This window comes from Pseudarthrobacter sp. SSS035 (genome assembly GCF_023273875.1).
GTDB lineage: Bacteria > Actinomycetota > Actinomycetes > Actinomycetales > Micrococcaceae > Arthrobacter.
Genome location: NZ_CP096882.1, coordinates 720,787 through 745,765, shown reverse-complemented (window position 1 = coordinate 745,765; position 24,979 = coordinate 720,787). Strand labels below are relative to the sequence as shown.

Here is a 24,979-nt window from a genome sequence, read left to right as displayed (position 1 = left end):
ATCAGTTCCCTTTCACCTCGAGCAGGGCCTCGGCAAGAAGAATGGCCTCCCGGGCCTCACGGAGGCTGTCACGAAGGCCGGGGTCGGGGACGCCGAAGCTGAGATTGTCGGCCGAGACGGACAGGTCCGCGGCGATTTTGCTGAGATGCTCCCGCTCCTGGGCGATCCTTCTCGATGACGCTAATTTGACCGTGCTCTTGTCCAGTTCAACAAGCGCCGCGTTGATGTGGTCCCGGCGCGCCCGGATCCCGCTGCACACCTGCTGGAGCCGCTGCGCGCGATTGCTGAACATCTGCTCCATCTTCAGGGCAACCTCATGGAGTTCGCTGAGGCTCCGGTAGGTCCGGGCCTGCTGCTTTGCGGCTTGGAGGTTGAGGAGCTGACGGACTCGAGTGCGTCGCTGACCCCAAAACTCGACGCCTGCGTTGTTCTGGTCCAAGAGGAGTCCGGCGGCGTCCAGGGCCGCGCTCAGGGCATCGCGACGGGGAGTGAGCTTGGCGGCCGCTGATTTCAACCGGCCGATGAACTCGCCATAGTTGTCGAGCGGTACCGCAACCGCGTCGTCCCTGCCGGCCAACTGAACGGAGGGGCTGGCCAGGGGTTCATTTGCGGGCGTTGGAGTTCCCTCCGCTGCTCCGATCCTGGGCGGGTTGGCAGGCCTCCGCGGCGGGACAGGTCGTGGGTCGCGACCGGACTCAGGTGCGCTGTTGCTCATGAGTAGCCATCCCATTCATGATCAATCACGGAGCAGGGGCGTGATGCGCGCGCCTACTTGTGAATAGTCATTCTAAAGCTCGAGGCTGCCGTTGTCTCCGGCAGGGGATTGACAGCCCAGCCGCCGGGTTTCGACGGGCTCAAGGACGCAGCCGCGACTGTCGTCAGGGCCGTTGTACTTTTGATTAGAGCGGACGCGTCACATGTGCGAAAGCCAGATCATGGTGGACAAGCTGACCACCGTTCGACGCGCTAATCTTGGGCAGCGATTAGGGCAAATAGACGCCAAGACGATGACTGCGGTCGAACAGTCCCCTGCCGTCTTTCTGGGCCTAGGGCGCTGAGCTGAGCCTAAGCAACGGCAATAACGGCGGGGCGGTCAGCGAAGCGGCTGCCGCTCGCCGACGCTAAGGGGACCGTTGGGCGTAACGTTGTCCCGCCGTCGTCGTTCTATCCGTTCCTGTTGGCCCGGGGAAGGAATCCTGGCGCCCTTTGCCCGGTTGCACCTGGCGCAGGCGGCGACGAAGTTCTGCAGGCTGGTGGATCCGCCCTTGGACCAGGGGTAGAAATGGTCGCCGTGCTCAGCGGGCCGGGAGCAACGGCGCCGGAATCCTGCCTCCATTTCACACAGATTGGCAGCTCGGGCCATGCCTTCGCGGCGCTGCTGGCGCGTGAAACGTCTTACCGGGTCCCGGCGTCGGACGTCTTGGCTGTGGACGACGGCAGCAACGATGACCAGGCCCACAAGAATTGCGCCGGGCAGGGCAGCCGCAGCCAGAACGCTTTCAAGCATTCCGCGCAGGACCTCGGTCGCCACGGAAAGACCAGTCCCGGAAACTACTTTCGGCTTTGGCATTAGGGCCAGGAAAACTGAGATTCCTAGCCACATCATTACGGCCGCGTATGCCAAACGCAAAGCCTTACGGCCCCAGTAGACGCGTTTCAATTCCACCATCGAGTTGTCCGCAACCTCGCTGGTTACCCTTCGCACCCAACACCGTCCCCGTCGCGGTCCAGACCATAGATGTCGGATCCAACGACCGTGACGGGTCCTCGCACATACGCAGGACCGTTGGCGCTCCCTCCGGCGCAATCGACGTCAGATGCAATGGGCACACACGCTCCCGCGTAGTTCGAGTCGCATCCGGACGGCGCTGCGGGGGCGGCAGGCCGCACGGGCGCCGGGACTTTTGCCGCTGCCGCGGCGGCTGCTGCTGCAGCAGCGGCTTGCTGCTGGCGGGCCGCTTCTGCGGCAGCAGCTTCCTGACGGGCCGCCTCCGCAGCGGCCTGCTCTGCGGCTGCCTTTGCAGCAGCGTCTTGCGCTGCTTTGTCAGCGGCGGCCTTCTCAGCCGCGGCCTTCGCCGCCGCTGCCGTTCGCGCGTCCGTTACCCGCTTCGATTCCGACTGCTCCATCCACTGCAGTTTTCCGGCGTCGGTCTTGGTGCAGATGAAGATCTTCGGCAGGTACTTTTCAGTCGCATTCTCGGTGAGGCAGGCGGAAGAAGCCGGCGCGGTTGGAGTGGGCGTTGCCGTCGCGGATGCGGACTCACTGGCAAGTGGAGTACTGATAGAGGCCGCCGATTGACCGCCGCAGGCCGTTGCTGAAATGACCACGGCGACCGCCAGAGCCCCGGCAGCCACTCGCCGTCGGGAAATCCATGATCCCGGTGAAGTCCGGATCACATGGCCAACTTCATTGTTGACCGGCTCTCGTGCTTCATTGTGTCGAAAAAGTGCATTCATCTATTGCCCCCATAAATTGATGACGCGAAATTGCTCGCCGAACGAAACCACGTAGCCTGCAGCAAAAAGGCAGGGCGATGGAGGCAATTCTGACCACCCCGCGTCAAGGCCTCCGCAAGTTCTTCCCAGCTTTGGCGCAGGAACAGCCCTCACGGTGTCGAGGAACTTTTACTTCAGGTCTCGTGCCGGTGGAACGCCGGACGCTGGCCGCCCCTGCATCCGCACCATCGAACCGCGCAATGCGAGGATCAGAAGCGCGACGCAGTCCCGGAGCTGGAGGGATTGCGTCCGAGCGGGACTCCGCTCGTGTCCGTCGCGATGCCCAATTGCCCGCTCGCTGTCCCCTGGTAGGTGGGGGTGCCGGCGATGACGCCCGTGGCCCGGGTGCCGCTCTTGAAGGCTCCGAGGGTGATCGTGAGGGTCTTGCCGTCCGCGCTCAGCGAGACGGAGGACCGTGGGAGGGTGCTGGTGCCCTTGAAGGTGAGGTTTCCGCCGGTGCTGGTGGTGTAGCGGGCGCCGAGGTTGACGGTGCCGAAGTTGTTGGTCGTGCAACCCGTCGAGAGGGTCAGGGTGTCGTTGGGGGCCGAGGTGTTGCGGCTGATCAGCACGCTGACGCTGCTGCTACTCTGGGTCCACGGCCCCGTGGTGCTCGTCCAGGTGTTGCAGAACGAGCCCGGGCTCATCGGCTCGTTGAACGCGACCACGACCTTGTCGTTGGTGTCCGCTTTGCCGGCGGTTCCGCCGTTCTGGAGCGTGACGGACACGACCCTCGGGCCGATGCGGCTCGTCGCCGTCGTCACCGTGCTGATGTTGCCGTAGGTGTCGGTGGCTTGGGCCGAGAACGTGACCGGTCCCGAGTTGAGGGTGCTGAGGTTCATCGTCGCGGACCAGTTTCCCGAGCCGTTCGCGGTTGCCGTGGCCGTTAGGCTGTGATTCCCCGAATCGGTGGCCGTGAGCGCCACGGCTGCCCCCGGATCGGAGGTCCCCGCGAATGGCACGGCCGTCACTGTGTCGCCCGTGATCTGGGACGGCACGCTCGTGAACTGCGGTGCCGTTGAGGTCGTCTTCTTCGTTCCGGTCTGCGCTGCGGACGCGCCCGTGTTGCCGGACGTGTCCCTCGCGGTGGCCGTGTATGTGAGCTGACCGTCGCTCAGGCTCGTCAGGTTCAGTGGCGTTATGGACCAATTCCCGGTTCCGTCTGCGGTCGCGGTCGCCGTGACGGTGTGAACGGCGTTGGCGTCCGTGACGTTGAGCGTGACGGTTGCGCCGGCCTCCGCGCTGCCGCTGACCGTCACGGACGTGACGGTCGCGGCGGTGACTGTGGCGGGGGCCGTCAGCGTGGGCGCGGCGGGGGGCGCGGTGTCTTTGGGGGCCGTTGCCGTCGTCGCGGGGCTGACGTTGCCCGCCGTATCGGTCGCGGTTGCGGTGTATGTGAGCTGGCCGTCGCTCAGGCTCGTCAGGTTCAGTGGCGTTATGGACCAATTCCCGGTTCCGTCCGCGGTCGCGGTCGCGGTGACGGTGTGAACGGCGTTGGCGTCCGTGACGTTGAGCGTGACGGTCGTTCCGGCCTCGGCGCTGCCGCTGACCGTCACGGACGTGACGGTCGCGGCGGTGACTGTGGCGGGGGCCGTCAGTGTCGGCGCGGCGGGGGGCGCGGTGTCTTTGGGGACCGTTGCCGTCGTCGCCGGGCTGACGTTGCCCGCCGTATCGGTTGCGGTTGCGGTTGCGGTCAGCGTCACCGTGCCGTCGTTGAGGCTCGAGAGGTTGAGTGTCGGAAGGGACCAGGCCCCCGTCGAGCTGGCCGTGGCCGTTCCGCTCACGGCATTGCCCGCGCTGTCGGACGCTGTGACACTCACGGTGCCCCCGTCCCCGGCGATGCCGGAGACGGGCACGGCATCGACGTTGGCCAAGTTGACGACGGAGGGTGCGTCCAGCGTGGGCGCCGCGGGGGGGCACGGTGTCCTTGGGGACCGTTGCCGTCGTCGCCGGGCTGACGTTGCCCGCCGTATCGGTCGCGGTGGCAGTCAGGGTCACGGTGCCGTCGTTGAGGCTCGAGAGGTTCAGTGCCTGAAGGGACCAGGCTCCGGTCGGGCTGGCCGTGGCCGTTCCGCTTACGGCATTGCCCGTGCCGTCGGACGCTGTGACACTCACGGTGCCCGCGTCCTCGGCGATGCCGGAGACGAGCACGGCATCGACGTTGGCCACGTTGACGACGGAGGGTGCGTCCAACGTGGGCGTGGCGGGGGGGCACGGTGTCCTTGGGGACCATTGCCGTCGTCGCCGGGCTGACGTTGCCCGCCGTATCGGTCGCGGTTGCGGTCAGGGTCACGGTGCCGTCGTTGAGGCTCGTCAGGTTGAGTGTCGGAAGGGACCAGGCTCCGGTCGAGCTGGCCGTGGCCGTTCCGCTCACGGCATTGCCCGCGCCGTCGGACGCTGTGACACTCACGGTGTCCGCGGGCCTGGCCCTGGCGGTGCCGGAGACGGGCACGGCATCGACGTTGGCAATGTTGACGGTGGAGGGTGCGTCCAACGTGGGCGCACCGGGGGGCGGTGCCGGGCTGACCGTGATGGTCGAGGTGGTTGAACTTGAGCCGGTGTCGTTGGTGGCGGTCAGGGTCGCGGTGTAGGTTCCGGCGGCGGTGTAGGTGTGGGCCGGGTTCTGCGCGGTGGACGTGTCGCCGTCGCCGAAGGCCCAGGACCACGACGTCGGCGAGTCGGTGGAGGTATCGGTGAAGGCCACGTCCAGGGGCGCGGTGCCGGAAGTGGGGGTGGCCGTGAAGGAGGCAACGGGGGGCGGTGCCGGGCTGACCGTGATGGTCGAGGTGGTTGAACTTGAGCCGGTGTCGTTGGTGGCGGTCAGGGTCGCGGTGTAGGTTCCGGCGGCTGTGTAGGTGTGGGCCGGGTTCTGCGCGGTGGACGTGTCCCCGTCGCCGAAGGCCCAGGACCACGACGTCGGCGAGTCGGTGGAGGTATCGGTGAAGGCCACGTCCAGGGGCGCGGTGCCGGAAGTGGGGGTGGCCGTGAAGGAGGCAACGGGCGGCGGTGCCGGGCTGACCGTGATGGTCGAGGTGGTTGAACTTGAGCCGGTGTCGTTGGTGGCGGTCAGGGTCGCGGCGTAGGTTCCGGCGGCGGTGTAGGTGTGGGCCGGGTTCTGCGCGGTGGACGTGTCGCCGTCGCCGAAGGCCCAGGACCACGACGTCGGCGAGTCGGTGGAGGTATCGGTGAAGGCCACGTCCAGGGGCGCGGTGCCGGAAGTGGGGGTGGCCGTGAAGGAGGCAACGGGGGGCGGTGCCGGGCTGACCGTGATGGTCGAGGTGGTTGAACTTGAGCCGGTGTCGTTGCTGGCGGTCAGGGTCGCGGTGTAGGTTCCGGCGGCTGTGTAGGTGTGGGCCGGGTTCTGCGCGGTGGACGTGTCGCCGTCGCCGAAGGCCCAGGACCACGACGTCGGCGAGTCGGTGGAGGTATCGGTGAAGGCCACGTCCAGCGGCGCGGTGCCGGAAGTGGGGGTGGCCGTGAAGGAGGCAACGGGCGCCCGGTCGTAAAAGTGCCAGTACCGGCTGGTGGCGTTCACATCGGCGAGCACCAGCAGACCGCTGTTGGCCGTGCCCCGCGCCGCGCTGTTGAGGTTCTGCTTCGTTGACGTCACGTTGTGGACATACTGGTCGGAGTCCACGATACGAGCCGTCTTCGTCGCGGTGGTGAAGTTGATGGTGTCCAGCGGCGAGGACTTCTCGTAGATCGCACCCCCCGAGTTAGAGCAGACACCAGCGTTCGTCGTGCCACTCGGCTTCGGATAGGTGGCGAAGGTTCGCAGTCTCTGCGTGCTCTCATCAATTAGGACGATCACCCGGTTCGGGCACTCCGACACAGTCGCGATCGTGTGCGCTGACCACGTCGTGCCATTCAATGCCAACAGCTGGATCAGCGGCTGGGGCGCGGACGTGAAGGACGTCTTGACAGCGGCGAAAACCCGACCGCCCGAGGAGTCCAGCCACTTCAAATTCATGTGGTCATCGCTGCTGGCCGGCCCCGACACCGCCGCCACAGGTGCGCTCCAGTCGGTGTTCGACGCTCCATCGACGTGGTAGCTCCAGTACATGCCGTCCGTGGCGTCACCGACCTCCCGGCTCCACATCAGACCCATCTTGCCGGGTCCGAACGTGATCACAGCCGACGTGTCGTCCACAGACACATTGCTCAACGACGCAGGGTGCGGGAACGGCGTGGTGCCCCATGTTGTGCCGTCCGTGCCAGTGACGTTCAGATAGATCTTGTTTCCCTGCTGCCACGTGGCCCACACCCGACCCGTCGAGTCTTTATCGATGGTCAGGGTCTCAACCTTGTAGTTGTTGATGTTTGTAGAGGACAGCAGCGAGTAAGACTTGGTACTCGAGTTGTAGCTGTAGCGCCGCATCGTCGTCGGGAAGTTCGGCTCAGCCGGCAGGTTGTCGGCGACGAACCGATAGCTCGCCACGTACAACGTCGTCCCGTCCCACAACACGTCATGATGGGTGCTCGCCCGCGTCTCCGTCGCCACGCCCGTATCGACCCACGAGCTCGACGCGGCATTGAACCGGAAGATATGAAAATCCGAGCTGGCAGTGTCCCACAGGTTCCCCCACCAGAGCCCGTCGTTGAACCACAGCGAACTCGTCGCCCGCTTCGTACCCGTCGGCGTCCCCGTTCCCGAATGTGACGGACCCTCAACCCCAACATCACCCTCAGCAGCCGACGCTGCAACCGGCACCACCAGAACACCACCCAGCGCAAGCAGCAGCGCTGTCAGCAGTGCAGGGAGCCGCAGATTCCGCGACCCGCGTGGATGAAGACCAGCCGGGCGACCACCTCCCCGCTTTACGCCAAGCCAGGAAGTCCTGCGACCTCTACCACGCCCGCCCATGTGGGCAAATGCATCGTCCAGCAACGTTGCTCCCCGGAGTTGAACGACGATCCCCAGGGCGAATGCCGTGATGAACGCGAGCAGGGTCTTTCTCATGGTCTCTTCCAATCAAGAGCCGAAGCGGACGCCGGTAGTTTGTTGTGTGGCGACGGTGAGACCAAGCCGCTCCGGTGCAGGGCTGTCCCGGCGGATATTAGATTCTTCGGTTGCCGCCGCTGTCACCGGCGACGGGCATCAGGTTCCGTGAGTCGCGCCTCCCCTCGTGTGATCGCTGTTTCCCGAGGCGAAGGTTTCTTCACAACTCTTCTCCCTTCGATTCTTGTCAGGCGTCGCGGCAGGCGTCTGGTCAGTGTATGCCCGGGTCAGGAGGCCAACCAGCGTGGTGAGGGGCTTCCCTGTACTCGTATTTCTCGCAGGCGCTACCCGTCTTTCAGCCCGGACTACCCGGCTTTTACGGTGCGGAACGCGTACCTGCGTCCGTGCCCGACCCCGACGTTGGAACGAAGTTCCAGTCGAAAGACCCGTTGTCTCGAAGTGTCATCCGAAGGAACCCGTGGGTGTCGCTGAACCGCTTCACGATGTACGACGGACTGCTAGTGAAGGAGCGGAGATCGATACCTCCCGTGGAAACCTGGAACGCTGTCATCCCGTCACTAACGCACTGGTCAGCGTTGTTCACGGGACATGACCGTTCGTAGTTGTGCTGTGACCCTGACAGGGTCAGGCGGACCCGGTGCTTCCACATCACGTCGATCCACGGCTTGTGGTCAGCGGCCCGCTCATGTTCGTTCGTGTTCGACGTGAAGTACGGTTCGTGGTACACGACTGCCAGGTGCTTACCCGCCGCCTTGGCCGCAGCGAGGTCGTTGTCCAGCCACGTCGTCAACGCCAGCGCCTGCGTGGGGTCGTACCGCCAGTGCGCCGACGACAGGAACGCGAAGTGCCAGTTCCCGAAGTCCTTCGAGTACGGTTCCCCGTTCCCGATGAACCCACGCTCCTGGTTGATCGCAGCCTTCGCCGGAGAGCCCGGGCATTGGCCATCCATGAACTTGTCGAGGTCTTCGTTGCGGCCGGGTTGCCAGTCGTGGTTGGGGGCGGACACCCAGTACAACTTGGGCTTCGTGCCACCCCACAGCCGCGTCCAGTAGTTCACGTAGTCCGCGCAATACGCGGTGTCGTACTGGAAGTCCCCGAGCCCTAGGAACGCGTCAATCTCGTTGTTCTGCACGAGCCGGGTGATCGCCGCACCGTTCCGACCGGAAGGGCTATCAGGCGCATAGGTCTCGACGCCGTTCATGTCACCGACAGCAGCGATCCGAACATCAGGCGGCTCTTGAGCGCTGGTGCAACCCGCGGCAGAGACCGCCAGAAGGGCTGCGGCGGTTGCGGCCACGCTCCGGAAGGGTCTGAAACGAGTGAGCGCTGACTTCATCCGATAACCCTCAGATGTGTCGGTACCCGAGGTACTCGGTGACCTCGAGGACGGAGCCGGGCGGAGGAGGCGCGTCCGGGTTCCACGTCCTGCTGGAGATGCCTCCGGTGATAAAGGTGCCCAGATGGTCTCCGTCCAGAAGGAGCGCGCCGTCCGGTGCCAGCACACGGAGGCCGGTGATGTCCTCACCCCTGCTGCTGACGACGAACGACCCGTCATCCGCGGTGATCTGCAGTTCGTGACCGGCGAGTTCCGGGGTGCTGACGGGGCCGGGTTGGAACGGCACGCGGCTGGTGCGGAGGATGTTCTCTGCGAGCACCCGGAAATCGACAACGAGCGAGGTGAGGCTGCCGTCGGCGGCCAAACCCCAGTAGCACGGGTAAGTCCCGTCGCCGTACCCGCTCGAGACCATGACCGCGTCCACCACCTCGCCGGCGAGGCCGAACATTGTGCCCGGTGTTTCCATGAGCCGTTCCACGTGCTCTTGAAACATCGCCTCGACGCGCTGGGCTTGGCACTCCACCAGCGACCCGACGTCAAGGAGGGCGACGTTTCCGGCGTCGACCCCTACCCCGGGCCTGCCGTCGGTGAACTCGGCGGGGTGCCAGCTGACCGCCGGCGCCGCGGAGAGCAGCAGCCGTACTGCGACCGTCATTTCCGCCGCCGTGGCGACTTCGACGGAATACGTCCCCGGCATGATCCGCCGCGCCAAGGGGACGAAGTGGGCGTCAACCGAACCCAAGTCCAAGACCGTGAGCACCCCGGAGGCGCAAGTGAGCTTGCCGAGGTGGTGGACCTCGAGCGGCGTCGGTTCGCCGAACGGTGCCACCACCCGGCCCGCGGTAAACAATCCCGGTATGTCGAGCTCCAGCTGGGCTGGTAGGTCGGGCAGGGCGGCATCGGGTGCTGCACTCTGCAAGAGTGCCTCGGCCCGGGCCGGATCGATCAACCGTGTGCCGGGCGCGTCGAGGAAGGTCGAGAGATGGGAGATCCGCCAGCCGTCATCGCCTCGCAGCAGCTGGTACTCGTAGTAGAAGGTGGTGCTCCCCGCCGTGTGGATGACCGAGCGGACCGTCGCCGTGTCCTCGTCGACCTCGACGTCGGTGATCTGCTCGGCGGACGGGTCGTGCGCGGGGCTGGAGGACAACGCACCTTCCGCGCCGGTGCGGACTCCCGGGGTGCAATGCGTCTCGACCAGGTCCGCCAACTCGTCGGCCCAGGCTTCGAACACCCCAGGATCGAAAGCGAACATGCCCGGCGATGTGCCTGACCGCTGCCACCTCGTGCGGAAATCGGCCACGAAGGCCTCGATTCTGGCGCGAACCTTGTCCTGAGTCATGCGACACATCCTACGGCCACACTATGACCCTTCTTCCTAAGCCGGACGAGCGTGCCGTGGGTCCGCCGGTCGCCGTTCATGGGGCAGTGCCCTGTCCATACGGAGTGTTCGTACAGGGGGTTCAGGTTCACGACGGACTGCACTACCTTTCTCCTATGGCCATGGGCAAGCAAGGGTGCTCTGACCCCCTACAGGAATTTCTACTCAGAAGGAGTGGGATAGGTCATGAATCAACGAACCAAAATATTCTTTGCTCTCGTCGTCCTGTTGCTTGTTGTTGGCGGGGCGGCACTTTTTGTCGTCGACAACACAAAAAGGAGCAGGGCCGCGGAGTACGATCCGCAGATCAACCCGGCCGATTTCACCACCAAAATTACCAATCAATATTTCGCCCTCCCCGTCGGCAAGAAAATGCCTTACGAAACGACCGAGCAAGGACGCGTCACCGAGAGGATTGAAATCGAAATCCTGCAGGAGACCAAGACCATAGAGGGCGTTGAGACGGCCATCTACCTGGACAAGGAATACAAGAACGGGCAGCTCGTAGAGGAAACCCGGGATTACCTGGCACAACACAAGAACGGTGACGTGTGGTACTTCGGCGAGGACGTGAACAACTATTGGTACGGGATGTTGCTGGACCACGCCGGCAGCTTTGTGCACGGAAAAGATGGCGCAAAAGCCGGCATCTGGATGAAGGCCGAGCAGCGCACCGGCGATTCCTATAGGCAGGAATTTTACGTTGGTCATGCAGAGGACATGCGGGACACCGTCGCGACCGGCGAGACCGTCTCCACGAAAACCCGCACCTACACCGGCTGCATCAAGGTTTATGACTGGACGCCGCTTGAAAAGAATTCCCGGGAGCATAAATATCACTGCCCCGAGGTCGGTGCGCTGGTCCTGACCGAGGACCTGCAGACCGGAAAACGGTCAGAACTCGTGAATGTTGTCCAGCCCTAGCCTTCCCACGCCGCACGGCGGAACGTCCGGCCGGTGTGCCCCGGCCGGACGTTCTAGTTGTGGGGCCTACCCCTGGGTTTCGACAGGCTCAACCACCGACCAGTCCCGGCACCCCGTCCTTAATTGCGAAGGAGGCCTTCGTGCTGACGGGGGATCCCGGCGTCGTGACGTAGTCCAGTACCCGGAAGTCGGCGGTGAGTGCGTCCTTGGTGATGCGGGTGTTCACGTAGCCGCGGTTGTCGTTGTAGAACTTCAGGTGCGGGTTCCAGGCCATCACGGGATCCACCGTTGAGCCGGTGCCGTTGCCGGTGGAGCTGATGGACGTGCACACCAGTTCGGAGCCGACTACGGGGGAGGCGGGGTCCCTGTAGTCGACCTTGATGTCGTTGGCCCAGTTGCGGTGGACGTCGCCGGTGAGGACCACGGCGTTGCGGACGTTCGCGTCCACCCAGCCCTGGGTGATGCGGCGGCGGGAGGCGGCGTAGCCGTCCCACCCGTCCATGGAGACGTCGTCGATCTCCGGGGCCTGGTTGCGGTCCTTTTCGGCGAAGAACACCTGCTGGCCCAGGATGTCCCAGCGCTGGGTGGAGTTCTTGAAGCCGTCCAGCAGCCATTTCTCCTGGTCGGCGCCGGTGATGGTGCGGTCCTCGGCGAGGCGTTCGGTGACGTTCTTCTTCCAGCCGTCGCCGGCGAGCTGGTCGTCGCGGTACTGCCGGGTGTCCATCATGTGGAAGTTGGCCAGCTGGCCCCACTGGATGGTGCGGTAGATCTTCATGTCGAACCCGGCAGGCACTGACGAGGCCCGCAGGGGCATGTTCTCGTAGTACGCCTGGAACGCGGCGGTCCGGCGCTGCCGGAAACGCTCGGTGGTGTCGTTCAGCTGGCTGGCGTCCTTGTTCTCGGGGATCTCGTCCGCCCAGTTGTTGTCCACCTCGTGGTCATCCCACACCACCAGCCACGGCGCGATCGCGTGCGCGGCCTGCAGGTCGGCGTCGGACTTGTACTGCGCGTGCCGCTGCCGGTACCCGGCCAGGCTGGAAGTCTCGGGGCCCTGGTGGTCACGCGGGTTGCCGCCGCCGATCACGTAGCTGCCCTTCTTGTACTCGTACATGTAGTCACCCAGGTGCAGCACCAGGTCCGGGTGGTCCTGCGCCAGCCGCGAGTACGCGGTGAAGTAGCCGTGCTCGTACTGCGAGAAGCTGGCGAATGCCATGGCCAGCGCCGCCGGCGTCTCGTGCGGCGCCGGGCTGGTGAGGGTGCGGCCCACCACGCTGACGTGCCGGCCGGTGCGGAACCGGTAGAAGTATTCGCGCCCCGGGCGGAGGCCCTTGAGTTCGACGTGCACCGAGTGCGCGGTTTCGATCCGGGCATGCTCGACGCCGCGGGCTACTACGGTGCGCATGCCGGCGTCCTCAGCCACTTCCCACGCCACCGCGACATTGCGGGAGGGCATGCCGCCCAGGCCGTCCTCGGCAACAGGGTCCAGTGACAGCCGGGTCCAGATCACAAAGCCGTCCGGCCACGGCTCGCCGGAGGCGATGCCCAGCACGAACGGATCGGTGCGGAGACCGGCGTCGTCCGCTGTTGAAACGGCGACGGCGGCACCCGGCCAGGCGGCGACGAGCCCGGCCCCGAGGCCGGCGGAAAGGAGGGATCTGCGTGAAATGTTGTCCATGGGTTCGACCGTACGGAGGCCGGTTGGACAGTTTGTAAGGGAGGCGTGAATGCGTGGTTAACGGCGTGACAAGACCTGTCGACTTGCAGTTTCTACTTCCTGGAGTTCAGCGCGTCGAACTGCTCCTGCCAGAGAGTCAACTCCTGGTCCACGTAGCGGCGGTAGGCCGGGGTCCATTTGGGCCAGATGTCGGACGAGGCCGGGGCTGGTGCTGGGGCGCGTGCCGGCCGCGGTGCCGTGTGGCGAACGGGCAGCGCTGCGGGGGATGCTGCCCGCGGCCGAGCCGGTGCCGGGGCGGGGCGTTGGAGCCGGGGTGGGGTGCGCCTGGTGCCGGTAACCTTCTTCTGTCTTGGCCGCTCTATGAGAGTCAGGATCCCGAGCACCAGCTGGCAGAAGACCCAGAGGATGCCGCTGACGACTAGAACGGCAAAAAGGAAGGCAATCCAAAGCAGGAGTCCGATGGCTGGGAAGACCAACATGGTCTATTTTAGCGTCCGGACCCTCGATTTGATCAGGTCGCTTCTGTGCTGGATTCGACAGGCTCGACCACCAGGATCCGGCAGGTCTGCAGCGAAGCAAGTCGGCTGGCTCGCGGCGGCGTCACCCGGGCCAGGTCTGAGGCGGTTCCGTGCCGGGCGGCCCCTGTCCTTTGCTAGCTGGCGCGCGTACGCTGAGCGCACACTTGGTTACCGACGTGATGCCGGGGCCCGTCAATACGCGCGTTCGCTTGGGAAGGCAGCATTCATGGGGATGAACATCAAGGACCAATGGGACCGTCTCGATCACACCACACAGCAGTGGCTCATCGACAACCCGGGGTGCCTGATCCTGCCAAGGACTATCACGGCGATCATCTGCAAGGAGACTGGCGGGACGAACGCGGGTGACCGGCACGGCGAGAGCGAACCCTCCCAGGAAGACCGCGACTTCATCCAGGCCAAGGCGCACGAGGCCCGGACCGCTCCGCCGGAATACCGGTTCTTTGACTCCGTCCAACCGTGAACAGCCGGCACTGAGTACATCCAGTGCACCGCAATTCGCTGAAGATTCCCGGGAACCCGCCAACATGTGGCCCTTGTTGAAGCCTGAACCGCATGGTTGGATGAGGAGTGGTGACGGCAAAGGGTCACCACTTCTTTTTTACGGACCAATTCCGACGCACCGCCGCGTTCGAGTAGTCCGGATCCGTCCAGCAGCAGGCGGTTTCGCAGGCCCTTTACCGAGGGCTGTTGGGCGGGGTGCTCCCCGTCTTCAGGGGGAACACTATGGCTGGCCGTTTTGAGTTATTCGTTGATGCGAAATCGCAGTTCAGGTTCCGGCTCCTCGATGGCAGAGGATTGGTATTGGCCCTGTCGTCCGGTTTCGATGACAAGTTAGCAGCGGTCGCCGGAATCGATGCCGTACGAGAATGCGCGGGCACAGGCCTGATCGCCGACCTCTCGGACTAGGCTCCAGGCAGGACACTTCGGACATTCCGTGCCGGCGACGGAAGAATGACAGGGACCGGAGGAACGCTGCGAGTTGGCGATTCTCATAACTTTGTGTCGAAACCCTGTGCTTGAATCGCGGTATTAGCCATTAGTCACGGGACACTTGGAGCGTCCTGACGAAGCTGACCGGATACGCGCGGGTATCGTCTCGACAGGCTCAACCGCCGGGCAGTACCTCAGCCACCTCAACCTCGACTCCGGCGTCCCGGAACTTCTGCACCTGGGCCGGGTCGGCGCCGTCGTCCGTCACTAACGTCCACGGCAACGCCAGACGTGCCCAGGCGTGGAAGGGCCGCAGCCCCAGCTTGGACGAGTCCGCCAACACATACACAAGATTGCCGCGCCGGGCCATGAGCTCCTTGAGCCTGGTCTGGGCATGGTCGGCCTCGCAGATGCCGTCCTCGGCGGTGACGGCGTCGGCGCCGAGGAACACCCGGTCAAAGCTCATCCGTTCCAGGGTCGCCTCGGCGAGCGGGCCCACGAAGCTCTGGCTCAGGCTCCGCAGCCGGCCGCCCAGGCAGTCCACTTCGACGCCGTCGGACTCGGCCAGTTCCTGCATGGTGTTGATGCCCGGCGTGGTCACGGACAGCTTGTCGAAACCGCGCAGTTCGTGGGCGAGGGCACCCACGGTGGAGCCGGCGTCGAGCAGGATGTTCTCTCCGGGCCGGATCACGGACGCCGCCCAGCGGGCGATGGCGTGCTTCTGCTCAAAAGCCTGGCCGGTGCGCTGCCGCAGCGACGCCTCCGGGTGGGCGCCCAGGGCCATTGCGCCGCCGTACGTGCGGGCCAGGCGGCCCTGCCCGTTCAGGAGCGCCAGATCGCGACTGGAACAACAGGGGCGGGGCGGTCAGCAGAAATACTGTCCGCCTCGCCCAGCATGCGGAAGTCGGCGGTGGGGGCGTCCTTGGTGATCTTTGTGTTCACGTACCCTTCGATTGTCGTTTAACTGCGTGACAAGACCTGTCGATGGGATTCGAAAAGGTCGGTTTCGATGGGCTCAACCACCGGCGTCCTACAGCGCCTGTTGCTCTGCGAGTTTGGCGAGTTGCCTCGTGACGGTGCCCCACCCGTCATAGAAGCCCATCTCTTCATGCATGTTTCGATCTGCGTTGTTGCGGTGCATCACGTTGGCGACGTATTCGGTACCTTCCGGGTGGTCCGTCAGCGAGATGATCGCGGTCATGAATGGCTCTTCAGCCGGTCGCCAGCCACCGACCAGGGAATTCGTGAAGACGATTCGCTCGAGTTCATCGATTGCGAGAAAGCAGCCCCTCATGTGCGGCATGAACTCGCCGCCGTTCTCGCTGATCTGGGTGAGGAATGATCCACCGGGCCGGAGATCCATTTCCAGGACCTTGCAGGCGGCAGGTGCAGGCACCCACCATTGCTCGAAGCTCGCCCTGTCCGTCCATGCCCCCCAAACGACGGAGCGGGGCGGGCTGATGATTCGCGAAATTGTCAGATCGAGATCCGGGTGTGTGGCTGAGTTCATTGTTCCTGTTCCTTTTCATGGGTGGTGGTGACGAAGTGCTCGAGCCGGTCAGTGCGGCTTTCCCAGATGTCGCGTTGTTCGGACAGCCATGCCTCGACCACGGCGAATGATTTCTTCTCGATGACGCAAGTGCGCACCCGACCCTCCTTGCGCGTCTGGATCCATCCGCTCTCCTCAAGAAAGTGGATGTGCTTCATGAACGAGGGCAACGCCATATCGAAAGGCTTCGCCAACTCACTGATGCTTGCAGGGCCTTGACCCAGCCGCCCCAGCACGGCGCGGCGAGTGGGGTCGGCCAGCGCCTGGAAGACGATATTCAGCTGCGGATACTTAGCCATAAGGCAAAGTATCACGAGGGAACACTAAGTGCATTGGCTAAGTGATTCAAGGAATGTGTCGGGCTCGTTTTCGGAAGGCTCAACCAGCGGCCGACGTGCTATGCCACTGCCCGCTGCTATCCCGTCATTTTCTTCTACGACCTACTACCGCAGAAGACCAGCAACCTTCCCGAACCACCCGTTCCAGCTGGGCATGCAGAACGGCCGCTCTCAGGGTTATGACGTCGCCAGCGGTACGTCGATGGCCTCATCATGGTCGCTGGCATTGCCGCGCTTGCTGGGAGCTCCATGCTGGCGGCACGGACACGTCAGTCCGTTCAAATGTCGAATCATCTGCCGACAGGATTTCGGGCACTGGCACTTTCTGGGCACATGGCCGCGTGAACGCATGCAAGGCCGTGGGTAGTCACTGCCCGCTGGGTTACTGACAGGCTCAACCAGGGTGAGGCTCTACAGATCTCATATGAACGGAGCAGTTACGTGGCCTGCCGGTCAGATCTGGGATGCGCTCCGGACTAACGAAAGCGCCCGGTCCCGACGGACGTCGTCGTTGGAGACGGTCAGCAGCCGTTGGGCGATGATCTCCCGGCTAACAAGGCCGTGTTTGAGGAGTGCGCCGACAAACAGATGGTCCTTCGCCCTGCCGGCGATGAGTTTGGCGACGCAAAGATCGTGGGGCTCCAGACATAACCCGGTTCGGCCGCGGGTGTTAGCGTTACTGACCTTGACCAGACGGTCCGCCCAGCCAGCCGGTAGCACCGCCGTGTCCCGGCCGACGCCCTGGACGTAAAAGCCGTGAGTCTCATGGAAGTGGGACATTTCGCCGATGGTGGCGTCCAATTCCGTAGCCAGTGACTGGGCGTCATCATCCTGCATGGGAGCGATGTCGACTTCTTCGGACCGCGTTGCCTCGGCAGGCAACTCGTCCTCCGTGAAGGACCCAAGAATGGCTTGGCTGCCGATGATGAAGACAGCATCCTGGTGGATGATTTCTGTCGCCGCGCGGATCGCGTGCTCGAGTTCGCTACGGCGCACGCGCTGCCTTATGTATGGCGACCAGCCGCTCCTTCTGGGAGAGTACGCCAGCGAACGGCGTCATCTGGCGAAGGTCGATTCCGCGTTCGTCCGGACGCAGCATGGCATCCACGAGTCGGTTGAGATCAGCGCCGTTGACGAGCGCGGTCCACTCGGCAACCCAGCCTCGGGCGTGAGCATCGCCGGCGCGAGACGCCATCTTCTGCAGATTGGTTCTTGCTTTGCTGAGTACCGGCTGGGGATCCTCGCGAACTTTTTCGGCCACGGCACGGTGCAGCTCGTATGACACTCGTTCTTCACGCCGGGTTAGGTGCGGCCGGCTTTCCTTGGCTTTTTCGAGCAGGCGCTGGCTCACCGACGGGCTTACGCCGATGACCTCTGCGATCTTACGAACAGACATCCCCTGAGCCGAGAGCGCGAACACCGCTTCGGCCCGGCGGCCGGAGGCCGCAAGCATCTCAAGACGGGCCTCTTCAGCCGCCAGGGCAGCATCCTTGGCTATGCGGATGAGCTCATCCGTCAACGTTGTTGACATGTTTGTATCCTACCCCCATACATCGGCCGCGGGAAGGTCAGGCTCACGGGCCAACCGGTTGGCTTCGACGAGCTCAACCGCCGGGCAGTACCTCAGCCACCTCAACCTCGACCCCTGTATCCCGGAACTTCTGCACCTGGGCGGGGTCGGCGCCGTCGTCCGTTACCAGGGTCCATGGCAGCGAGAGGCGTGCCCAGGCGTGGAAGGGCCGCAGGCCCAGCTTGGACGAGTCGGCCAGGACATACACAAGATTGCCGCGCCGGGCCATGAGTTCCTTGAGGCGGGTCTGGGAGTGGTCGGCTTCGCAGATGCCGTCCTCGGCGGTGACGGCGTCTGCGCCGAGGAACACGCGGTCAAAGGTCATCCGCTCCAGGGTCGCTTCGGCGAGCGGTCCCACGAAACTCTGTGAAAGGCTCCGCAGCCGGCCGCCTAGGCAGTCCACCTCGATGCCGTCGGACTCGGCGAGTTCCTGCATGGTGTTGATGCCTGGCGTGGTCACGGATAACCGATCAAAACCGCGCAATTCGTGGGCCAGGGCACCCACGGTGGAGCCGGCGTCGAGCAGGATGTTCTCCCCGGGCAGGATCACGGACGCCGCCCAGCGGGCAATGGCCTGTTTCTGCTCGAATGCCTCGCCGGTGCGCTGCCGCAGCGACGCCTCCGGGTGGGCACCCAGCGCCATGGCGCCGCCGTACGTGCGGGCAAGCCGGCCCTGCCCGTTCAGGAGCGCCAGGTCGCGGCGGATGGTGGAGGCCGTGACCTCGAACCGGGCGGACAGTTCCTCCACGGAGGCCAGGCCGGTGGTGACGGCGAGGTGGTAGATCTCCTCGCGCCTGGCATTTGCCGACAGCATTCCCGGTTTTCCTTCCCGTGGGCGTGGTTACCATGCTAGTTCCGGTCCCCGCCAACTCCCCGCAGTATCGCCCTGCGCGGAATGCGCAACGGCCGGTCAGCAAGCTTAGCTGACCGGCCGTTCAGAGGGCCGCCGTCCCGATTTTGGGTCGTCCGTCCCTCAGGTTCTCTTAGAGATCCTCTTCGCGCGACGGCGCCAGGTCCACTGCCTGCCGCAATGCCTCAAGTAGGGACTCGTGGTCGGCGATGTTCTTGCCCGCGATGTCGAAGGCCGTGCCGTGGTCAACGGATGTGCGCACCACGGGGAGGCCTACGGTGATGTTGACGCCGTTCTCCAGACCAAGTACCTTGACCGGGCCGTGGCCCTGGTCATGGTACTGGGCCACCACCAGGTCGAAGTCGCCGCGGCCGGCAAGGAAGAACAGGGTGTCGGCCGGGAGCGGGCCGAAGGCGTCGATACCGTCAGCCTGGGCCTTCTCGATGCCCGGCTGGATCTTTTCCGCCTCTTCGCCGTAGCCGAACAGCCCGTTCTCCCCAGCGTGCGGGTTGATGGCGCAGACGGCGATCCGCGGGTTTTCGATGCCGGAGGCGCGCAGAAGCTCATACCCGCGCTTGATGGTCCGGTAGACCAGGTCCCCGTTGATCTTGGCGATCGCATCAATGAGGCCGATGTGGGTAGTCACGTGGATGACGCGCATCTTGGGAGCGGTCAGCATCATGGAAACCTCCTCGGTGCCCGTCAGCTCGGCGAGGAGTTCGGTGTGGCCGGGGTACTTGTGGCCGGCTGCGTGCAGGGCTGCTTTGTTCAGCGGCCCGGTGCAGATCGCATCCACCTGGCGGTCCATAGCCAGTGCCACGGCCTTTTCGATGAAGAGGAATGAGCCGTGCCCGGCCGCGGCCGAGAGTTCACCCCAGGCGAGGCCCTCCGGGATGCAGTCGATGTCCAGCACGTCGATGGTGCCTTCCTCGAACAGGGCCTCCGACGGCGCCGCGACCTTGCGCAGGGCCAGCGGGCTGGCGACGATGTCCGCGGCGAGCCGCAGCCGGCGAAGATCGCCAACGACGAGCATGCGGGCCTTCGACCGGAGTTCCGCGTCAGCCAGGGCTTTGACGATGATTTCCGGGCCAATGCCGGCAGCATCGCCCATGGTGATGGCAACAATCGGGCGTCCCATTATTTGATACTCATTTCAGTCGTTGTGCCAGTGAGAAATTGTATGGTCCGGGCCAGCGTTCCGGCGTCCCCGAAGGCGCCGGCCTTCGTGACGAGCAGGGGGAGAGGTTCGGGCAACAGGCTCATGACGACGCCGGGTTCAATCTCGCCGAGGACGGTGAAGCTGCCGGCGCCGAGTGCCCTCAAGACCGCCGTGGCCGTCTCGCCGCCCGTCATGACCAGGGCGTCACAGTGCCCAATGCCCGCGGCGGTGGCGCGGGCCAAAGCCTCTGCCACCACCAGTGCCTGTGACTTGTCGACGATTCCCATCGGATCCGGCGTCAACACCACATCATTCCGGGTCATCGCCTGTTCAACCTCGCGGGCAACCGCCGGCTCGTCCAGGGCGGCGTGGTCCAGCGTGATGTGTTGGGCGCCCGCCGCGACGAGTGCCTCAGTTTGCTGCCGCGCAAGGCTGGAGTAGCTGCCGATCACGGTCAAGGTCCGGTTGACGTGCCGCGCCTGCGCATTCCGCGCACCTGCTTTTTCGTCACGCGCCACGATGTGCCCCGCCAGTCCGCCCGAGCCCACCAGGAGCGTCGGAAAGTCCAGTAAGTCCGCGGCGGCCGCGATGATCCTGAGGTCGTCGTCGTGCCTTGCATCAAGTACGACGGCGTCACTCCCGCGTTGCTGCGCGTCCCGCAGGTGCGACGCCAGTTCCTCGGGCGTGCGTCCGGATTGTCCGCCAACCACTTTGACGGCGAGGCCACCCGCTTCCAGTGCCCTGGCGATGTCGCCGCCGAAGTTTCCTTCAGTGTTCGGAACGCCGCCCACGTGGACGACGCCGCCGTCGGTGGTCCTTCCCGTGGCCGGAAAGGCCGGAGCGGCAATGGCGAGACTCTTCCCGTGGCCCTGGGTGATTCCCGCCAATGTGGCCGCGACTTCCGCCCCAACATTGCCCCTGAGCAACGAATCGATTTTTTTGAAGACCCGGCGGCGCTGCCCCAGGGCGTACCCGACGGCGGCCGTGACGGCCGCGGCGGCCTCCGCCTCGGGCAGGTAGCGGCTTTCCGTGTTGATCGACAGGATCTCGGCGTCGGGCCAGGCGGACTCAAGGTCAAGGACCACGGAGCTGGTGTGCGTGGGGCCATACGCGGCGGCCGCATCTGCGGCCCCCGTCAGGTCATCCGCGATGATTGCCCAGGGCGTGGTTGCGTCGGTGTTCATTTGGTGGGTGTTCATACTGCGTGTGAGACCTCGGGGGATGCCGCAGCCTCTTTGTTCTTGAGCCGCTTGGCGTACCAGGCAACCATCAGGGGGCAGCCGATGGCGGTGACCACCACGGACGCGGCAACCAGAACTGTGGCTGGTCCCGCTGCGGGCAGGTACGCAGGATTGGCTGCGGCTACCAGCATGGGGACTGTGGCAGCGTTGCCCGCGGTGGTGGCTGCAGCCAGGCCGGCAATGCCGGTACCGCCGCTCAGCTTGTCAGCGAAGAAGAGCACGGCGCCGCCGACGATCAGCACGAACAGGCCAAGCGCGATACCCAGCAGGCCGGCACTGAGCACCTTTTCGAGGTTCAGGCCGAAGCCAAGGGCGAGGGCGAAGAACGGAATAAGAACGGGGGCCGCGGACGAAAGGAACTTGCGCATGGCCGGGTCGAGGGTGCCCAGCAGAACTCCAAGGAGCAGGGGGATGATGGCGCCTACCAGTGCCTGCCACGGGAAGGCCGACAGGCCGGCCACGCCCAGGGTGAGCATGGTCAGGAAGGGGCCGGATTCGAGCGTCATGACGGAGTAAGCAGCAACGTCCTTGGGCTTGCCGTACTGGCCCATAAGGGCCATGTACATTCCGCCGTTGGTGTCATTGAGGGCTGCCAGGATGGCAAGGACCGAGAGGCCTGTCAGCAGTCCGCCGTCGATGGGAAGTTCGCCCAGGAACCTGCCGGCGATAACGCCGATGATGACCGCAAACAGGACCTTGGCGCCGAAGAGGACGCCGCCCTTTTTCAGGATGTAGGGCGTGGCCTTTATGTCGATGCTTGCACCCATGCACACGTAGAACACGGCGAGGATTGTGGTGCCCCCGGTGAACAGGGCGCCGGTAAACGAGCCGAAGAATTTGGCGGAGTCCGGTGCGAACGTGGCCAGCAGAGCGCCGATGAGCAGCGGAATCAGCATCATGCCGCCCGGAACTTTTTCCATGGTGGCCTTGATTGGAACAGACATCTAGCAACCTCATTGTTGTGGGGGACTGGGGGATCGAGCCGCCCTGGCTCCGATCATGATTAAGATCATAGAATGGTTGCGCGTTTAGCGCAAGGCCAATTGCGCGAAATGCGCAAATGAGTTTTTCCGGGCGTTTGGTGTCGTTGACGAGGTCCTCGCCTTTCCCAATCAACAAAGCAGCGAAGACCGTCCCGACGCTCGTGCCCGCGGGCGGCATCGATCCCATCACCAGACCCGAGCTCTGCCGGGCCGTGGCGGACGGCATTTGTGGTGTGCGGCATGGGGGTTGCACCAAGTGGGAAACCGTAGTGCCCGGATCCCGCCGCCACTTGGTCGACGGCGAGCATTGCGCTCGCCAAAGAATGCGCCGGTGAGCGACCTGACCTAAGTCGATCCAGCGCGCTGCGGGAGCCTGAGTCGACACGCGTAACCACTGGCCCCCGTCCCCCAGTGACACGTGGAACGGGTTACATGCAACATTCATCCATTTGCAGCATCGGAGTCGATCACCCTTCTACCACTGACGTCCCACCTGACTGATGCTCCGTTGCTGCGGCTGACGGTGGAACCCGGGCAGTTGACCGGGCTGGAGCGAGTTAGCCAGGTCATGATCGACAAGCTCACAACGGTGCGTCGTATCAACCTGGGGCAACGGATAGGTCGCATTGATTCCAAGACAATGCTTGCGGTTGAGCAGTCGCTGGCCGTCTTTCTCGGTCTGGGCCGCTGACGGCTCCGTAACCTCAACCGCTGGGGGTTTCGACAGGCTCAACCACCGGTTCCGCTTTCGACAGGCTCAATGACCGGCGTTGCCCCGCCGTGGATCTCGTACCGGGCCTTGCCGCCGAGCTTGGCCCGGTACATGGCCGAATCCGCCTGCCGCAACAGCTCCGTCACGTCCGCGGTGTCCGCGGTGCGCTGCGCGACCCCCATGCTCAGTGACACCCGCAACGAGCGGTCACCAATCACGAACGGCTCGCTAAGAGCCTCATAGATCCGCTCGGCGACGGGCCCCGTTGCCGGAGTGCCGTCGTCGTTATCCAAAACGACGACGGCGAACTCGTCGCCTCCCAGCCGGGCCACCAGATCGTGGCTGCGGACGCTGGCCCGCAGCCGCTCGGCCAGCTGGGCCAGCAGCGCGTCGCCGCCCTCATGGCCCAAGGAATCGTTGACGTCCTTGAAATCGTCGATGTCGATGAACAGCAGGCCCTCGTGCCGTGTCCGGCGGTCGCTGTCCGGCTCGAAGGACGCCAGCAGACGCTCGGCCAGGGCCGCACGGTTGGCGAGCCCGGTGAGGTCATCGTGCGTGGCCCGGTACGTCAGGGCTTTATGGCTGTCCTGCAGCGCAGTGGCCATCCCGTTGAACGCCACAGCCACCTCGCCCAGCTCGTCGCGCCGGGCCACGTCCAGGCGGTGGCTGTAGTCGCCGGACTGCAGTTTCAGGACGCCCCGGCGGAGGCTGTTGACGGGACGCATCAGGTCCTTGGCCACCCGGCGGCGGAAGTACAGGGTGGCGCCGATGGCCGCCACGAACAGCCCGAACCGGCCAACCACCAGGAGGGTTTCGAGCTCGCGCGTGTCCACGAGCCCCCTGTTCAGCGCCTGGAGGGAGGACTGCTGGATGGCGGCCAGCTGCGTCCGGACGGACGAGCTGGCAGCGGCGAAGGCAGGGGCGTTAGCCGCACTGTTTCCCGTGAGCTCCAGAACGTCGGAACTCCAGAGGCCACCGTTCTCCAGGCCGGCCTGCCAGTCCTCCTGTGCCGCGGACAGGGCCCCGGGCCGGCCTTCGTCCGCAGCCTCGGCTGCGGCGGCCGCCCGGAAGAGCTCCTCGATGTCCTTTTGTTCCAGGACAAATGCCTCCCGGTTCACGGGTGCCGCCGCGAGCAACTGGTGTCCCAGCTGCTCATGCGTCTCAAGGGCTGCGGCCAGCTCTGCGACGCTGCCGTACTCGGCCTGAAGCCGGCCAGTGGCAGCTTCCATCTCGTTCACCACAAACCGGACTCCCACGACGGTGACCGCCGCGCCGATGAACAGCGCGATCAGCATGAGCGTGAATGCCCGGGACCATTCACGCTGCAGGCTAAAGGAGCGCAGCGTAGTGGGGGCTCTGTTCATGGGCGTCCTCGGACCGGGGTGATGTTATGCCTAAATTACACGGCACATGCTCCAATCGGGCCGCGACAGGCGCGGTTTCGACGGTCTCGGCCACCGGGTTTCGACACGCTCAAACGCCATCCAGCTGGGACTTGGCGTTTTCCCTGCGCCGCACGATCTCCAGTTGAGACCCAATCGAGGTCTCGCACTCTTCAGATTCTGGTTTGCCCTGCTCGGATTCGTGGCCATATTTTGTCAGCTGACACCCTTGCTCCAGAATGTTCCCGGCGCCTCTGCGGCGAACTTCTTCAGATACTTCACTATCGTCAGTGGCTACGGAACTGTCGCCGTCATGGCGCTGGCCATCGCGGTGGCAGTATTCCTCTTCGCCCTCATCGCCGCGTTCTCCACGCGGCTGCACATCGCCCCCGCGCTACCGGAGCGGGCGAGCGCCGCTTAAGGCGCTGTCAGCGCCGGTGATCGCGCTTGTCGAGACCGAGCAGGGCGGCGTGGGGGCGAACGGTGATTGTTCCGGGGACCACCCAGAGCGCCTAACTGGCGAGCTTCTTGTGGTGTTCCAGCAATAGATGCACAGCTTCGCGAACCAGCTCGGACTGCGGCTTACCAAGTTCCGTCACCAGTTCCATAAAAGCACGGTATTCAACATCGCCGATCCGCCCACGTACGGTGGCGGATTCGCCCGGTGTCGAGTCCCCGACGCGGGGCCGGCCACGGCGTATGGCACGCCTGATGGCAGCATCACCGCCATACTCTCGCAACAGGAACTCGCGCCCAGATGCAGCGGCGTCGCTGCCAAGTTGTACCGCAGCCGCCTCCAGGGGCGAGTCCCCGGTCAACCGATCGGCCAGTGCATCGTAGTCTGGTTCCCTCTGATTAGTCATGGCTGGTACTCCTCCCGGAATCGCTTGAATTTTGGACCGAGGGTCATTGCGTGGAACACGACAGCGTCTTTCCCTGTGCCCGGAAAATCGTTCA

The 24,979-nt window shown here is 64.6% G+C and carries 24 protein-coding genes and 3 pseudogenes; 6 read left to right on the top strand and 21 right to left on the bottom strand.

All coding sequences use genetic code 11. The annotated features are described in order from the left end of the window. Position 1: 1 nt before the first annotated feature. The gene (locus tag MUN23_RS03370) at positions 2–715 is read right to left on the bottom strand and encodes a hypothetical protein (protein WP_248762104.1); all 714 of its coding nucleotides are present in this window, start codon (positions 713–715) and stop codon (positions 2–4) included. 202 nt (positions 716–917) lie between these two features. Here MUN23_RS03370 and MUN23_RS23580 point away from each other — a divergent pair, with 202 nt between their 5' ends. Continuing rightward, entirely contained in the window at positions 918–1,058 is a 141-nt protein-coding gene (locus MUN23_RS23580; RefSeq protein ID WP_371875969.1) for a type II toxin-antitoxin system PemK/MazF family toxin, read from the top strand. Positions 1,059–1,093: 35 nt separating this feature from the next. Here MUN23_RS23580 and MUN23_RS03365 read toward each other — a convergent pair whose 3' ends face one another. The 7 genes and pseudogenes from MUN23_RS03365 to MUN23_RS03340 form a co-directional block, all read right to left on the bottom strand. Beyond that, positions 1,094–1,507, bottom strand: a complete 414-nt coding sequence (locus MUN23_RS03365; RefSeq protein ID WP_248762103.1) for an HNH endonuclease — start codon at positions 1,505–1,507, stop codon at positions 1,094–1,096. Between the two features lie 185 nt (positions 1,508–1,692). Then, complete coding sequence (locus tag MUN23_RS03360; protein WP_248762102.1) at positions 1,693–2,328, bottom strand: hypothetical protein; 636 nt, start codon at positions 2,326–2,328, stop codon at positions 1,693–1,695. 377 nt (positions 2,329–2,705) lie between these two features. Beyond that, positions 2,706–4,349 carry an Ig-like domain-containing protein gene (locus tag MUN23_RS03355; RefSeq protein WP_248762101.1) on the bottom strand — a complete coding sequence of 548 codons (1,644 nt, stop codon included), beginning with the start codon at positions 4,347–4,349 and terminating at the stop codon, positions 2,706–2,708. A gap of 127 nt (positions 4,350–4,476) precedes the next feature. After that, positions 4,477–4,644, bottom strand: a pseudogene (locus MUN23_RS23575) (hypothetical protein); the annotation flags it as partial. A 91-nt stretch (positions 4,645–4,735) separates the two neighbouring features. Continuing rightward, a pseudogene (locus tag MUN23_RS23570) lies at positions 4,736–6,463 on the bottom strand (PKD domain-containing protein); the annotation flags it as partial. A 1,345-nt stretch (positions 6,464–7,808) separates the two neighbouring features. After that, complete coding sequence (locus MUN23_RS03345) at positions 7,809–8,750, bottom strand: hypothetical protein (protein ID WP_248762099.1); 942 nt, start codon at positions 8,748–8,750, stop codon at positions 7,809–7,811. Between the two features lie 49 nt (positions 8,751–8,799). Continuing rightward, positions 8,800–10,128, bottom strand: a complete 1,329-nt coding sequence (locus MUN23_RS03340; protein ID WP_248762098.1) for a DUF4241 domain-containing protein — start codon at positions 10,126–10,128, stop codon at positions 8,800–8,802. A 225-nt stretch (positions 10,129–10,353) separates the two neighbouring features. Between MUN23_RS03340 and MUN23_RS03335 the strand changes: the two genes are divergently transcribed. Further along, the gene (locus MUN23_RS03335; RefSeq protein ID WP_248762097.1) at positions 10,354–11,091 is read left to right on the top strand and encodes a hypothetical protein; all 738 of its coding nucleotides are present in this window, start codon (positions 10,354–10,356) and stop codon (positions 11,089–11,091) included. Positions 11,092–11,179: 88 nt separating this feature from the next. Here MUN23_RS03335 and MUN23_RS03330 read toward each other — a convergent pair whose 3' ends face one another. Together MUN23_RS03330 and MUN23_RS03325 are read right to left on the bottom strand one after the other, a co-directional pair. Continuing rightward, a complete protein-coding gene (locus tag MUN23_RS03330; protein WP_248762096.1) occupies positions 11,180–12,766 on the bottom strand; it encodes an alkaline phosphatase in 1,587 nt (528 codons plus the stop codon). A gap of 92 nt (positions 12,767–12,858) precedes the next feature. Further along, entirely contained in the window at positions 12,859–13,245 is a 387-nt protein-coding gene (locus MUN23_RS03325) for a hypothetical protein (RefSeq protein ID WP_248762095.1), read from the bottom strand. 265 nt (positions 13,246–13,510) lie between these two features. Between MUN23_RS03325 and MUN23_RS03320 the strand changes: the two genes are divergently transcribed. Beyond that, positions 13,511–13,768: a hypothetical protein gene (locus tag MUN23_RS03320; protein WP_248762094.1), complete on the top strand. Its 258-nt coding sequence runs from the start codon at positions 13,511–13,513 to the stop codon at positions 13,766–13,768. Positions 13,769–14,031: 263 nt separating this feature from the next. Further along, the gene (locus MUN23_RS03315) at positions 14,032–14,214 is read left to right on the top strand and encodes a YegP family protein (RefSeq protein WP_371875968.1); all 183 of its coding nucleotides are present in this window, start codon (positions 14,032–14,034) and stop codon (positions 14,212–14,214) included. Between the two features lie 199 nt (positions 14,215–14,413). Here the strand turns inward: MUN23_RS03315 and MUN23_RS03310 are convergent. The 9 genes and pseudogenes from MUN23_RS03310 to MUN23_RS03270 all read right to left on the bottom strand — a co-directional run. After that, positions 14,414–15,079: pseudogene (locus MUN23_RS03310) on the bottom strand (DeoR/GlpR family DNA-binding transcription regulator); the annotation flags it as partial. A gap of 189 nt (positions 15,080–15,268) precedes the next feature. Next, entirely contained in the window at positions 15,269–15,748 is a 480-nt protein-coding gene (locus MUN23_RS03305; RefSeq protein WP_248762093.1) for an SRPBCC family protein, read from the bottom strand. Continuing rightward, positions 15,745–16,086, bottom strand: coding sequence for a helix-turn-helix transcriptional regulator (locus tag MUN23_RS03300; protein ID WP_248762092.1), 342 nt, complete (start codon positions 16,084–16,086; stop codon positions 15,745–15,747). Before MUN23_RS03300 ends, MUN23_RS03305 begins: the two co-directional genes overlap by 4 nt. A 492-nt stretch (positions 16,087–16,578) precedes the next feature. Then, positions 16,579–17,121, bottom strand: a complete 543-nt coding sequence (locus tag MUN23_RS03295) for a DUF6036 family nucleotidyltransferase (protein ID WP_248762091.1) — start codon at positions 17,119–17,121, stop codon at positions 16,579–16,581. After that, positions 17,111–17,656 (bottom strand): hypothetical protein, encoded by a 546-nt coding sequence (locus tag MUN23_RS03290; protein WP_248762090.1) that lies wholly within the window; start codon positions 17,654–17,656, stop codon positions 17,111–17,113. Before MUN23_RS03290 ends, MUN23_RS03295 begins: the two co-directional genes overlap by 11 nt. A gap of 73 nt (positions 17,657–17,729) precedes the next feature. Further along, positions 17,730–18,509, bottom strand: coding sequence for a DeoR/GlpR family DNA-binding transcription regulator (locus tag MUN23_RS03285; protein ID WP_248762089.1), 780 nt, complete (start codon positions 18,507–18,509; stop codon positions 17,730–17,732). A 169-nt stretch (positions 18,510–18,678) separates the two neighbouring features. Further along, positions 18,679–19,683 (bottom strand): 4-hydroxythreonine-4-phosphate dehydrogenase PdxA, encoded by a 1,005-nt coding sequence (gene pdxA / locus MUN23_RS03280; RefSeq protein WP_248762088.1) that lies wholly within the window; start codon positions 19,681–19,683, stop codon positions 18,679–18,681. Further along, positions 19,683–20,888 (bottom strand): four-carbon acid sugar kinase family protein, encoded by a 1,206-nt coding sequence (locus tag MUN23_RS03275; RefSeq protein WP_248762087.1) that lies wholly within the window; start codon positions 20,886–20,888, stop codon positions 19,683–19,685. The genes pdxA and MUN23_RS03275 overlap by 1 nt, the downstream gene beginning before the upstream one ends. 11 nt (positions 20,889–20,899) lie before the next feature. Then, the gene (locus MUN23_RS03270) at positions 20,900–21,889 is read right to left on the bottom strand and encodes a 2-keto-3-deoxygluconate permease (RefSeq protein WP_248762086.1); all 990 of its coding nucleotides are present in this window, start codon (positions 21,887–21,889) and stop codon (positions 20,900–20,902) included. A gap of 457 nt (positions 21,890–22,346) precedes the next feature. Here MUN23_RS03270 and MUN23_RS03265 point away from each other — a divergent pair, with 457 nt between their 5' ends. Further along, on the top strand, positions 22,347–22,619 hold the full coding sequence (locus MUN23_RS03265; protein WP_248762085.1) for a type II toxin-antitoxin system PemK/MazF family toxin: 273 nt from the start codon (positions 22,347–22,349) through the stop codon (positions 22,617–22,619). A gap of 38 nt (positions 22,620–22,657) precedes the next feature. Here the strand turns inward: MUN23_RS03265 and MUN23_RS03260 are convergent, their stop codons facing one another. Continuing rightward, complete coding sequence (locus tag MUN23_RS03260) at positions 22,658–24,004, bottom strand: diguanylate cyclase domain-containing protein (RefSeq protein WP_248762084.1); 1,347 nt, start codon at positions 24,002–24,004, stop codon at positions 22,658–22,660. Positions 24,005–24,251: 247 nt separating this feature from the next. On the opposite strand from MUN23_RS03260, the gene MUN23_RS03255 reads away from it, so the two are divergent. Then, the gene (locus tag MUN23_RS03255) at positions 24,252–24,443 is read left to right on the top strand and encodes a hypothetical protein (RefSeq protein ID WP_248762083.1); all 192 of its coding nucleotides are present in this window, start codon (positions 24,252–24,254) and stop codon (positions 24,441–24,443) included. A 91-nt stretch (positions 24,444–24,534) separates the two neighbouring features. Here MUN23_RS03255 and MUN23_RS03250 read toward each other — a convergent pair whose 3' ends face one another. Then, positions 24,535–24,885: a hypothetical protein gene (locus MUN23_RS03250; protein ID WP_248762082.1), complete on the bottom strand. Its 351-nt coding sequence runs from the start codon at positions 24,883–24,885 to the stop codon at positions 24,535–24,537. Between the last annotated feature and the right edge of the window lie 94 nt (positions 24,886–24,979).